The organism is Cytobacillus firmus, assembly GCF_023612095.1.
Classification (GTDB): Bacteria; Bacillota; Bacilli; order Bacillales; family Cytobacillaceae; genus Cytobacillus.
Map to the genome: position 1 here is coordinate 1,824,729 of NZ_CP086235.1, position 12,714 is coordinate 1,837,442.

General features: G+C 43.4%; 8 protein-coding genes and 1 pseudogene. All 9 read left to right on the forward strand.

Features of this window, described 5'->3' with window-relative positions:
- The first annotated feature begins 32 nt into the window (after nt 1-32).
- The 9 genes and pseudogenes from LLY41_RS09295 to LLY41_RS09335 all read left to right on the forward strand — a co-directional run bounded on the left by LLY41_RS09295 (nt 33) and on the right by LLY41_RS09335 (nt 12,640).
- Nucleotides 33-1,322 carry a C40 family peptidase gene (locus LLY41_RS09295; protein ID WP_095245355.1) on the forward strand — a complete coding sequence of 430 codons (1,290 nt, stop codon included), beginning with the start codon at nt 33-35 and terminating at the stop codon, nt 1,320-1,322.
- Nucleotides 1,323-1,656: 334 nt separating this feature from the next.
- Entirely contained in the window at nt 1,657-2,349 is a 693-nt protein-coding gene (locus LLY41_RS09300) for a FadR/GntR family transcriptional regulator (RefSeq protein WP_095245356.1), read from the forward strand.
- A gap of 63 nt (nt 2,350-2,412) precedes the next feature.
- The gene (locus LLY41_RS09305) at nt 2,413-3,735 is read left to right on the forward strand and encodes an FAD-binding oxidoreductase (RefSeq protein ID WP_304587653.1); all 1,323 of its coding nucleotides are present in this window, start codon (nt 2,413-2,415) and stop codon (nt 3,733-3,735) included.
- On the forward strand, nt 3,736-5,094 hold the full coding sequence (locus LLY41_RS09310) for a (Fe-S)-binding protein (RefSeq protein WP_095245358.1): 1,359 nt from the start codon (nt 3,736-3,738) through the stop codon (nt 5,092-5,094). It abuts the gene before it with no gap.
- Complete coding sequence (locus LLY41_RS09315; protein ID WP_304587656.1) at nt 5,091-6,551, forward strand: FAD-linked oxidase C-terminal domain-containing protein; 1,461 nt, start codon at nt 5,091-5,093, stop codon at nt 6,549-6,551. The genes LLY41_RS09310 and LLY41_RS09315 overlap by 4 nt, the downstream gene beginning before the upstream one ends.
- A gap of 183 nt (nt 6,552-6,734) precedes the next feature.
- Nucleotides 6,735-8,913, forward strand: a pseudogene (locus tag LLY41_RS09320) (malate synthase G).
- Nucleotides 8,914-8,995: 82 nt separating this feature from the next.
- Nucleotides 8,996-9,775, forward strand: coding sequence for a fumarylacetoacetate hydrolase family protein (locus tag LLY41_RS09325; RefSeq protein ID WP_304587658.1), 780 nt, complete (start codon nt 8,996-8,998; stop codon nt 9,773-9,775).
- Between the two features lie 44 nt (nt 9,776-9,819).
- Entirely contained in the window at nt 9,820-10,587 is a 768-nt protein-coding gene (locus LLY41_RS09330; protein WP_304587660.1) for an IclR family transcriptional regulator, read from the forward strand.
- Nucleotides 10,588-10,849: 262 nt separating this feature from the next.
- Nucleotides 10,850-12,640 carry an L-lactate permease gene (locus tag LLY41_RS09335; protein ID WP_304587661.1) on the forward strand — a complete coding sequence of 597 codons (1,791 nt, stop codon included), beginning with the start codon at nt 10,850-10,852 and terminating at the stop codon, nt 12,638-12,640.
- The last annotated feature ends 74 nt before the right edge of the window (nt 12,641-12,714 follow it).

Below are 12,714 nucleotides of genomic sequence, written 5' to 3' on the forward strand. Positions count from 1 at the left end.
AATAGACCGAGTACATATTAGAAAGCAGGGTAATGACTTTGAAAAAAAGACTCCTCGTTTTAAATACGACAATTATTCTTGGGCTTGGAAGCGCTTTTTCAATCCCGGGTGTAAATGCTGAATCAATTAATAAGCTCGAGAATCAAAAAAGCCAAATCCAGCAGCAGCGCTCCAATTTGCAGGCTACATTGGCTGAAGCTGATAAGGAACTGGTAAGTGTACTTGAAGAAATTGCAGAGTTAAATGCTAAAATTACTAAAGTTGAAAAAGCAATTGAAGATAATAATAAATTAATAGCAGAAACGGAAACTAATATTGCCAGCACAAAAGCCGAAGTAGATCAATTGAAGGAAGACATGGCGATTATCCAGGAAAGAATTGAAAAGAGGAGTGCGATCCTTAAGCAGCGTGCACAATCTTTCCAGGAAAGCGGCGGAACCGTTGCATACCTGGATGTTCTTCTTGGGGCTTCCAGTTTCAGTGATTTCGTTGACCGTGTCGGTGCAGTAACTACGTTTGTTCAGGCGGACAAAGAATTACTGGAAGAGCAGGAACAGGATAAAAAAGCTTTTGAAGAAAAGAAGGCTGCAGTGGAAGAAGAACTTGCAGGATTAACAAGCATGATGACTGAATTAAAAGGCATGCAGGCTACTATGGAAGAGCAAAAACAGCAAAACAGCTCCTTAATCCAGCAGTTAAAAGAAAAGGAAAACTCTATTGCCGATAAAAAGGCAAAGCTGAAGAGTGAAGATGTCAAATATGCATCATTGATTGCTCAAATTGAACAAAGCATTGCGGCCCAGACAGCACCGGCAGCCCAGTCTGAGACTTCAACACCATCTCGCTCAGCTGCTGTGAATAAGCAAAAACCTGCTGCCCAGAAAACAAAAGGCTCAAGCACCTCTGCACCAAAGCCAAGCGTTAATGGCGGAAGCGCAATCAGCATTGTTACAACTGCAGGTAATAAATATATCGGTAATTCTGTTTATGTGTTTGGCGGCGGCAGAAATGCTTATGATATCGCAAATGGAAGATTCGATTGCTCAGGCTTTGTACACTGGTCGTTCTCCCAGGCAGGAATCAGTGTTGGAGCTAGCACAGATTCCCTTAAATTTGCTGGACGCCAGGTTTCAGCAAGCGAGATGAGAGCAGGAGACCTTGTTTTCTTTGATACCTACAAGAGGGACGGACATGTAGGCATTTACCTCGGCGGCGGTAAATTTATCGGTTCCCAAAGCTCTACGGGTGTTGCGATTGCAAATATGTCAAGCGGCTATTGGAAAACTAAGTTTAACGGCCGTGTTGTACGCGTGATAAATTAATGAAATGGACCTGACTTCCATGTGAAAACGTGGAAGTCAGGTTTTTTTGTTTGATCCTATTTGAGTCAGAGGCAGAACCAGGTTCGGACTTAAGTTATCGAATTTGCAGCTACTGAGTCAGAAGTTACTCCAGGTTCGGACACAGTTTACAAGATTTCCTCTATTTGAGTCAGAAGTTCCCCCAGCGCCCAAACAAAAACCCCACCCATTCAAACTTGCGAATTTTTAATAAATTCAAAATATTTTATTGATTATTACAATTAAGCATGATTAAATAGTAAATAACAAACAACTTATCAGATATGTGATGTCTGTAAAGGAAGGAGTCGTGAGGATGGATGTGAAAAAGATCTCAACGCGAAAAATATCTGAGATTGCTGCTGAGCAAATTGAAGATATGATTGCCAAAGGATCCTTTAAACCTGGAGATAAGCTCCCTTCAGTAAGAGAGCTGTGTGAATTATTTGGTGTCGGACGGTCAGCTGTCAGAGACGCCTTAACCTCTTTGCAGGGCAAAGGGATTGTGCAGGTTAAGCAGGGGGAAGGCACTTATATAACCAGATTTGATTCCTCAAAGCTGTTTAACAATCTGCATTTGCATCCGGATATAAAAGACATCCAGGAGTTGTTCCAGGCAAGAAAAATGGTGGAAACAGGGCTTGCTGAAATGGCAGCTGCCAATCGATCGGAAGAGGATTTGGCACTGATGAAGGAGCAGATTTCCGATGCAGCCATCCATGGATGGGAGGAGGATTACCAGTTTCATATGGCGATAGCCCGTGCAGCAGGTAATGATATCCTTATCCAATTTGTGCAGTTCATTTCTGAAACATTGAAAAAGTCCATGATTGATTTTCATCATTACCTCGAAACACGGCCTGACATTGCGAGAAAAATTGAGGAACAGCATTTGGAAATCTATTTGTCTATTAAAAATAAGCAGCCCGATCAGGCATATAAAAACATGGTTGACCATTTGGAATTGGTCGAAAAGCTTTTGCAGATGAGTATCCTTCAGGAGCAATGATGTTTTTTTTGAATAATACCAGAAACATTGTTTGTTATTACGAAACAAGAGGCGGTGGATAGGTTGATTGCAGCAGAATCGATAAGTGCATTAAAAACTTATTTAAGAGAAGATCAGATAGTTCAAAATAAGGACTCAAGCCCGTTTGGCAATTCTGGAAATATGGTTGTTTTTCCGGAAACAGAAGAGGAAATTGCAACAGTCCTTAAGCATGCTGATTCGAATGGTTTAACCATCACCATTAAGGGCGGCGGCACAAAACGGGGGTTCGGTGGCTTAACCGAAAAAACGGATATTCTTCTATCACTTGAAAAATATACTGGGATTGTGGAACACACGCCTGGTGATATGACTTTAACAGTAAAAGCGGGAAGTCGCTTTAAAGACCTTCAGAATTATCTGGCACAGCATAATCAAAAAATATCACTCGATCCTTGTTGGCCTGAAAATGCCACAATAGGCGGGATCATTGCAGCAAATGAAAGCGGACCCAAAAGATTGGGCTACGGTTCAGCCCGTGATGCAGTCATTGGTTTAAGGACTGTATACCCGGATGGCAAAGTAATACGTTCTGGTGGAAGAGTCGTAAAAAATGTGGCCGGCTATGATATGAATAAACTATTTATAGGGGCGATGGGCACACTTGGTGTCATTTCTGAAATCACCTTAAAGCTTCGCCCTATACCTAAATGCGAGAGCCTGGTTCTTGTTTCGTTTCCAAAAGGAAATCTGGAGGAAATTAAGGCTTTTGCAGTGAAGGTTTTGGATTCTATGATTGAACCTGTCTCGCTTGAACTGCTGAATCCGGCACTTTCTGATAAGCTTGCCGGAATAAACACCTACACTATAGCAATGTGTTTTGAAGATGTGGAAAGCTCTGTACGCTATCAGGAAGAATTCGTTAGAAATATGATGCCTGGTGATGCGGAATTGTTAATAAATCCAAAGGATAAAGCGGATTTGTTCTGGGACCGATTTTACACGCACATCCCCAATGGCTTAGATGGGGAATTGCCAATCCAAACAGAAGCATCCATTAAAATTGGAACTGTAAATCTTGAAGCGGTGAGCGTATTAAAGGAAACGGAACTGCTCCAGGACCGTTTTAATGTACAAATCGAGTCACATGGAGGTCTTGGCCATGGATTGAGTCAAGTGACCATTAGAGGTGCAGAGTCTGATGTCGCCAATGCCGTTGCCCATGTAAGGCAAATCGCTGAAAAAGCCGGCGGGTATGCGATTGTCAAGCATTTGCCCTTGCATCTTCGGAAACAAGTGGAGGTATGGGGCAATAAACCTTCTTATTTCTTTTTGCTGCAGGGCATTAAAACAAAAGTTGATCCAAATAAAACATTAAATCCAAACAGGTTTATAGGAGGGATTTAAATGAGCGTGCGGGAACTCGATTTAAAGCAAGAACCGCCATGTACTTCAGGATTGGGAAATTATTTATGGAGCGATCCGCCCGATGAAAACAAATGGGCTGACTGTGTCCATTGCGGCATGTGTCTGGAATCTTGCCCGACATATGAACAGACAGGCCAGGAACAGCATTCCCCAAGGGGGCGTGTTCACTTAATCAAATCAGTGGCAGAAGGGAAGCTCCAAGTAAATGAACATTTCATGGACCCGGTGTTTCAATGTCTGGATTGCCGCGCCTGTACAACTGCATGCCCGGCTGATGTCGATGTTGGGGGGTTAATTGAGGAAGCACGGGGCCAGATTCGTCAGGCAATGCCATTAACAGGTGTAAAAGGAGCCATCAGCAAGTTTTTTCTTCACGATCTTTTCCCGCACCAGAATCGCTTAAATACGCTCGGCAGCCTTCTGAGATTCTATCAAAAAAGCGGCATGCAAAAAGCCGTCCGAAAAACTAAATTAATCAATGTCATGCCGCAGCACCTCGCAGATATGGAAGCCATCATGCCTGAAGTGAAAGAGCCTGTTAAAAAGAAATATAAAGACGTAAAAGTAATAAAAGCAACAGGGGAGACAAAGCAGGAAGTTGCCATGCTGACCGGCTGTGTAATGGATGTCATGTTCAGTGATATTAATGAATCCACTATCAATGTACTGACCAGGAATGGTAGTGATGTTGTCATTCCCCAAAACCAGACGTGCTGCGGTGCCCTGCATGTTCACGCGGGAGACCGCGATATGGGCAGGAAGCTGGCAAAGCAGAATATGGAGGCATTCAAGGACTTTGATAAAGTGATTGTTAATGCTGCAGGCTGCGGGTGCATGATGAAGGAATACGCAGAATTATTTAAGGAAGATCCGGAAATGCATGCAAAAGCGGAAGAGTTTTCGGAAAAGGTAGAGGATATTTCAAAGTTTCTTCATGAAACAGGCTATGAAAAGCCAAAGGCTGAGATGAATACCAGAATTACGTATCATGATGCCTGCCATTTAGCGCATGGACAGGGGATTCGTCAGCAGCCGCGAGATATTCTTCTTGATATTCCCGGTGTAGACATGGTTCATATGCCAAATTCAGACCGCTGCTGCGGAAGTGCAGGAATCTACAATATTACCAATCCGGAAATGGCCAATGCAGTCCTTGAGAGCAAAATGGAGAATGTTCCCGATGATGTGGAAATGATATCGATGGGGAATCCCGGCTGTATGCTGCAGATGGCAATGGGAGTTCAAAAATACGGCAGAAACCAGAAAATCGTCCATACTGTCCAGCTTCTGGACTGGGCTTATCAAAAGGAAGACGGTATGAGGGAGGGAGAAGAGTGAAGGCAAAAGACCGGGTTAAATCAAAGGACAAACACATCTTAAATTTGGCTGATTTCGTTGGCGGTGCCCGTTCCATTCTTTACCTGAAGGAAGATCTTGTGGCCTATGACTGTGACGGCTTTACGATTCATAAACATTTGCCGAAGGCAGTGGTTTTTCCTAAAAACACACAGGAAGTGGCGGAGATTGTTAAATATTGCTCTGACAACGATCTTCCCTTCCTGGCAAGGGGAGCAGGAACAGGGCTCAGCGGGGGAGCCATACCGCTTAATGGGGAAATCATTATCAGTATGGTCAGGATGAAAAAGCTTATCAGCGTAGATCTGGAAAATCGCCGTGCCGTTGTAGAGCCTGGATTTGTCAATCTGAAACTCACCAATTCCATATCTGATAAAGGATATTATTACGCTCCAGATCCATCCAGCCAATATTGCTGTACAATTGGGGGCAATGTCGCAGAAAATGCCGGCGGTGCTCATTGTCTGAAATACGGAGTTACGACAAACCATATACTGGGACTTGAAGTGGTCATGCCTAATGGAGAAATAGTGGAAATTGGTAAAGACGGTATTCCGGATGCTCCCGGATATGATTTGCTTGGTCTGATCACAGGCTCTGAAGGAACCCTTGGCATTGTGACAAAGATAACAGTCAGGGTTCTGAAAAATCCTGAAGGAAAACAGACCGTTCTTGCCTACTTTGATCGGGTTGATGATGGAAGCCAGGCTGTATCAGACATAATTTCTGCAGGTATCGTGCCGGCAGCCCTTGAAATGATGGATAAAACTGCGATTGAAGGGGTGGAAGCTGCTGCTTTTCCGGTAGGCCATCCAAAAGATATCGAAGCAGTTCTCCTGATTGAAGTGGATGGGATTGCTGCGGGAATTCAGGAACAGATTGACCAGATCCTGGAGGTATGCCGAAAGAGGAATGTCCGTGAAGTACGGGCGGCCGGAAGTGAAGAGGAAAGAGCCAGATGGTGGGCGAACCGGAAGACGGGCTTTGGTGCCATGGGAGCCATTTCTCCTGATTATCTGGTTCAGGATGGGGTTATTCCCCGAAGCAGGCTGCCTGAGGTTTTAAGCAAAATCAATCAGATCAGCAGTGAATCGGGTTTAAGGATTGCGAATATTTTTCATGCAGGAGACGGAAATCTTCATCCCCTTGTACTTTTTGATGCACGGATACCAGGAGAATCAGAGAAAGCGCTTGAAGCCGGAAGCCAATGTCTGAAGGTATGCGCGGATGTTGGAGGGACCATTACTGGAGAACATGGCGTCGGTATTGAGAAGCGGGAAGAAATGCGCTTTGTTTTCACAGAAGAGGAAATCGCTGCCCAGACAGAGATCCGGGAAGTCTTTAATCCCCATAATCTTTTAAATGCAGGAAAACTGTTCCCATCGCCGGGCAGATGTGCGGAAGTTAAAAAAGAGATGAAGGCCCAGGCAATTTCTTAAAAAATGGCCAGCTTTTCCTGGTGAAAGGCTGGCATTGAAATGAGAGAAGAATAAAATTGTGTGAAAATTATTGAAAATACTTTTGAAAACATGCTATTATTTTTTAAAGAGAAAGTTAGAAACGCTGTTTCGTAATAAGAAACAACTGGAATTAAAAGCAGCAATTGAAGGAGGAAATGAATAATGGAGAACTATGTGAAAACAGGAAGTCTGCAGGTTGCTAGTGAGCTCTATGAATTTATCAATTCCGAGGCTTTGCCGGGAAGCGGCGTGGATCAGGAGCAATTCTGGTCAGGTTTGGAAGCGCTTATAAATGATCTGACCCCTGAAGAATAAAGCATTGCTCGCAAAGCGTGATGAAATTCAGCATAAGCTGAACACTTGGCACAGGGAAAACCAGAATTTTGATTTTAATAGCTATAAGTCATTTTTGGAAGAGATCGGCTATCTTGAGCCAAAAGCCGAGGATTTTAAAATTACTACAGAAAATGTGGATGAAGAAGTAGCTGTGAAGGCCGGACCGCAATTGGTCGTTCCAGTTAATAACGGGAGATATGCGATCAATGCAGCAAATGCCCGGTGGGGAAGCTTATACGATGCACTATATGGAACCGATGCAATCAGTGAAGAAAATGGGGCAAATAGGGACGGCGGATATAATCCTGTAAGGGGAGAAAAGGTTATTGCGTTTGCCAGGGAATTCCTTGACCAAACCGTTCCTCTCTCAAACGGTTCGCATAAAGACGCTGTTCAGTACAAGGTTGATGAAGGGAAACTGGCAGTTATGCTGGGCAATGGGGAAACTGCAAAACTAAAAGACGAAGCAAAGTTTGCCGGATACCAGGGAGATCCGAATCAGCCCTCTGCGGTACTCTTAAAGAATAATGGCCTTTATTTTGAAATTCAGTTTGACAGAAACCACCCAATTGGAAAAACGGATGATGCCGGGGTGAAGGATGTTTTACTTGAAGCTGCAATTACCACAATTATGGACTGTGAGGATTCAGTAACAGCAGTTGATGCTGAAGACAAGGTACTTGTATACCGCAACTGGCTCGGTTTAATGAAAGGTGATCTTTCTGCAGCCTTCACAAAGGGCTCTAAATCAATGACACGTAAATTGAATCCTGACCGTTCATATGTGTCTGCTGAAGGGAAGGAGTTTTCATTACCTGGACGCTCATTAATGTTTGTCAGGAATGTCGGACATTTAATGTCCATTAATGCTATTTTGGATGCAGAAGGAAATGAAGTGCAGGAAGGGATCCTCGATACGGTAGTTACTTCCCTGATTGGGAAGCATACATTGCTTGGAAATGGACCATACCAAAACACATCTGAGGGATCCATTTATATCGTTAAGCCAAAAATGCACGGTTCCAAAGAGGTTGCTTTTGCAAACGAGTTATTTGACCGGACGGAAGATCTGCTTGGACTGGATCGGAACACACTGAAAATTGGTGTAATGGATGAGGAGCGCCGTACATCCTTGAATCTTGCAGCCTGCATCAGTGAAGTAAAAGAGCGCATTGTTTTCATTAACACCGGATTCCTTGACCGTACAGGGGATGAAATGCACACTTCCATGGAAGCTGGCCCGATGATCCGCAAGAATGACATGAAGGCAACAGCCTGGCTAAAAGGCTATGAAAAATCCAATGTCAATACTGGCCTTGAAACAGGCTTCCAGGGCCGTGCACAAATTGGAAAAGGCATGTGGGCAATGCCTGATATGATGGCAGATATGATGGAGCAGAAGATCGGCCATCTGAACGCCGGTGCCAATACTGCCTGGGTACCGTCTCCAACTGCAGCCACCCTTCATGCATTGCATTACCATCAGGTAGAGGTTCAGAAGGTGCAAAACAAGTTGCTGGAGGAAGTTACAGACCTACGTGACGAAATTCTTCAGATACCGGTTGCAGACAATCCCCAATGGACTCAAGATGAGATCCAGGAAGAACTGGAAAACAACGCACAGGGTATTCTCGGATATGTGGTCCGCTGGGTTGAGCAGGGCATCGGCTGTTCCAAAGTTCCTGATATCAATAATATTGGTTTAATGGAGGACCGTGCGACACTAAGAATTTCCAGCCAGCATGTTGCAAACTGGCTTCACCATGGCATCTGCGCAAAGGAACAAGTGCTTGAGACACTTAAGAAAATGGCTAAGGTCGTAGATGAACAAAACAGTGGGGATCCTGCATACCGCCCAATGGCCGCTGATTTCGATCAATCGGTTGCATTCCAGGCAGCCTGTGACCTTGTTTTCGAAGGCTATGATCAGCCAAACGGCTATACAGAACCAATCCTGCACCGCCGCCGTCTTGAAGCGAAGTCAAAATACGCTGTTAAACAGTAATAATTTCAGAACAGGGCATGCAGGGTGCCCTGTTTTTCTAAGGATCTGCACACTTAAATTAATTGAGGGGAGAGGAAGAAAAATGAAATTTACAAGATATGAAGTTAATGGAGCAGTACATGCAGGAGTATTAGAAGACGGTATGATTAAAGAAATTAAAGGGGATATTTTCGGAGATTGGGAGTATACAGGCCAGAGCTTTTCGCAGAATGAAGCAAAACAGCTTGCACCCCTGGTTCCTAATCAGATCATAGGAATTGGAGCCAACTATGTGTCCGAAAAAGCGGATTTGCCTGAGACTCTCCCTGAAATTCCTGTATTCTTCTTCAAGCCTGTATCTTCAGTTATTGGACCAGATGAGGATATTATCATTCCTGAAGGCATTGAAGAGGTGAAATTCGAATCAGAACTGGCTGTCGTCATTGGCAGAGAAGCAAAAAATGTAGCAGAGTCAGATGTACTTAATTATGTTTTCGGCTACACAGTGGGGAATGATGTTACTGCTCCGCAATTTTTCCATAATGATGGACATTGGACAATTGGCAAATCCTTTGACAGTTTTACTCCGCTGGGTCCTGTAATCGAAACTGAACTGGATCCGTTTGAGATAAAGGTTGAAGCAAAATTAAACGGCACAGAAAAGCAGAACAGCAGCACAGATCTTATGATTATCCCAATCCGCAAAATGATTTCATACCTGTCTAACGTCATGACACTGAAGCCGGGTGACGTAATCCTTACAGGAAGTCCTGTTGGAGCTGAGATGGTCAGGTCTGGTGATGTTATCGAATGTGAAATCAAAGAGATTGGAACACTGCGCAATACATTTGCAGTGGCACGTGAAAGCGCAAAAACGGTATAATTCAAGTAGATTGAATTATGGTATTTGCACCTGAGGTGAGTGTTGTGGAAAGAGAAAATATGGTCAAGTCCGTCAGCAGGGCGCTGGATATAATTACATTGATCAGCCTGAAAAAAAACGGTCTAGGCGTTACGGAAATTGCGAATCAGATAGACATCAACAAAAGCTCTGTTTATCGTATTCTATCTACCCTTGTTCAGTACGGATATATAGAGCAGGACACTGAAACCGGCAAGTACAAATTAGGGTATAAGTTCCTTGAGATCAGTTCAAAGCTGCTTGAATCAATTGATTTGCGTGCAGAAGCAAGGCCATTTCTGCAGGAGCTTGAAAATGAAACAAATGAAGTCATTCATTTAGTCGTTTATGATCAGGGAGAGGTTGTGTACATCGAGAAGCTTGAGGGCAATGAGACATTAAGGATGCATTCGAAAGTCGGGAAACGCGCTCCCATGCATTGCACATCAGTCGGCAAAGCCATTCTGGCTCATCTGCCTTCAAGCATTGTTTTTGATATTCTTGAGAGAAAAGGGATGCCGGTCCATACAGATAAAACCATAACGGATAAAGACGAATTCATGAAAGAATTGGGGCAGGTTAGACAAAAAGGATATGCCCTGGATCTGGAAGAAAATGAATACGGGATTACGTGTGTTGCCGTTCCTATTTTTGACCACCTTGGCAAGGTTATTGCAGCAGTCAGTATTTCAGGACCAACCATGAGGATGACAGATGATAGGCTTGATGCATTAAAATCCATAATGGTAAAGACAGGAAAAGATATTTCCACACGTCTGGGCCATTTTAGCTGAATCAATTAATAATTAGCTCGATATATCTTGATAAAAAGATATATTGGGCTAATTTTTTTGTATATACATACAAATATTTTTGTGCAAATACATAGATTTAATTTTCAAAATATTATTGAAATTATGAATAATGTTTGTATAATGTAAATAAGCCTATCAACATGTTGTATAACAAAACCATTATAGTTATATAACATGTTTCGCTGTCCGCAACAAAATGCAATCATTGTTCGCTATTACAAAACAAAGGGGGAAACGTAATTTGAGTACTGGAATGTTAGCTTTATTATCTTTATTGCCGATTATTGCAGTTGCAGTATTTCTTGTCGGATTGAGATGGCCGGCAAGTAAGGCGATGCCAATCTCATACCTTGTTGCAGTAGTGCTTGCTTTATTTGTATGGGAGGTTTCGGGAGCCACAGTTGCTGCTGCTTCCATCAATGGTCTGGTTGTAGCCGGAACACTTCTTTATATTATTTTCGGCGCTATTCTGCTTCTGAATACCCTTCAGGAAAGCGGCGGCTTAATGACCATCCGGCAGGGCTTTACAGATATTTCGCCTGACCGCCGAATACAAGTGATTATCATCGCCTGGCTGTTTGGTTCTTTCATTGAAGGCGCATCCGGGTTTGGTACTCCAGCCGCAGTAGCTGTTCCGCTGTTAGTTGGCCTTGGATTTCCGGCTATGGCCGCAGTTATTGCCGGAATGGTCATTCAAAGTACACCGGTGTCATTTGGTGCTGTAGGGACACCTATGCTTGTCGGCGTTCAGACCGGTTTATCTGGCAATGCCAGCCTTACCGATAACCTGCTTGGATTAGTAACTCAAATCGCAGGACAAGTAGCTATTCTCCACATGATTGCGGGCACATTGATTCCTTTATTTGTAGTAGCTTTAATGACAAGATTTTTCGGCAAAAATAAATCATTTACAGAAGGGATAAAAGTCTGGAAGTTTGCACTTTTTGCAGCTTTTGCCATGACTATCCCTTATGTTATTGTCGCAAATGTCCTTGGACCTGAATTCCCATCAATGATCGGGGGATTAGCTGGTTTAGCAATTGTTGTTTTTGCAGCAAAAAAAGGCTTTCTTATGCCGCCTAAAGTTCAGGTTTGGGATTTCGAAGAGAAATCCAAGTGGGATCCCGAATGGACTGGAAAGCTGGAAATTAAAGCTGTTGCTCACAAGAGCGGAAGCATGAGCATGATGCGTGCATGGACTCCTTATGTTTTAGTTGGCCTGTTTTTAGTATTGTCGAGGTTGAAATCGCTTCCGTTTTTGGAATGGCTTCAGGCATGGACGGTCAAATTTGAAAACATTTTTGATTCCGGCATCACTTCAAGCTTCCAGCCGCTGTATTTGCCGGGTACGATTTTTATACTTGTATCTGTTATCACTTATTTTATCCATGGAATGAATTCCAGTTCATACAAAAAAGCCTGGGCAGATTCGGGAAAGACCACTGTAGCTGCTTCAACAGCTTTAATTTTCACAGTTCCGATGGTACAGGTATTTATCAACACCGGAGGGGGAGAAGCAGGCTATAATCAGATGCCGATAGAGCTCGCGAATGGTGCTGCGGCTCTTGCGGGAGAATTCTGGCCGTTCTTTGCCACCTTCATTGGAGGCATCGGTGCCTTTATTGCAGGAAGTAATACCGTCAGTAATATGATGTTTGCACTATTCCAGTATGATGTCGGCTCGCAGATCGGGGTGGATGCTACCTGGATTGTAGCCCTTCAGGCAGTCGGAGGAGCAGCTGGAAACATGATTTGTGTGCATAACGTTGTTGCTGCATCAGCTGTTGTGGGTCTTGTTGGAAAAGAAGGTGCTGTCATCCGTAAAACGTTGTTCCCATTCTTCTACTATGCTTTGCTGGCAGGATCTGTAGGTTACTCGATTGTCTGGTATTCGCAAAAAGGGATATTCAATATCGGTTCCTTCATTGCAGTTGCCATTGCAGTTGCAGCTGTTTATATAATTGCAACAAATAACAGGCGTTCCAACATGATTTTGCCTCCGCCGCCGGTGAATGTGAAATCTGCTAAATAAATAAGAATTCTTTAACTGGTTTAGCCCTTTGGCTGAACCAGTTTTTCTTTTTATAAATTTTTTTATTTTCCTCT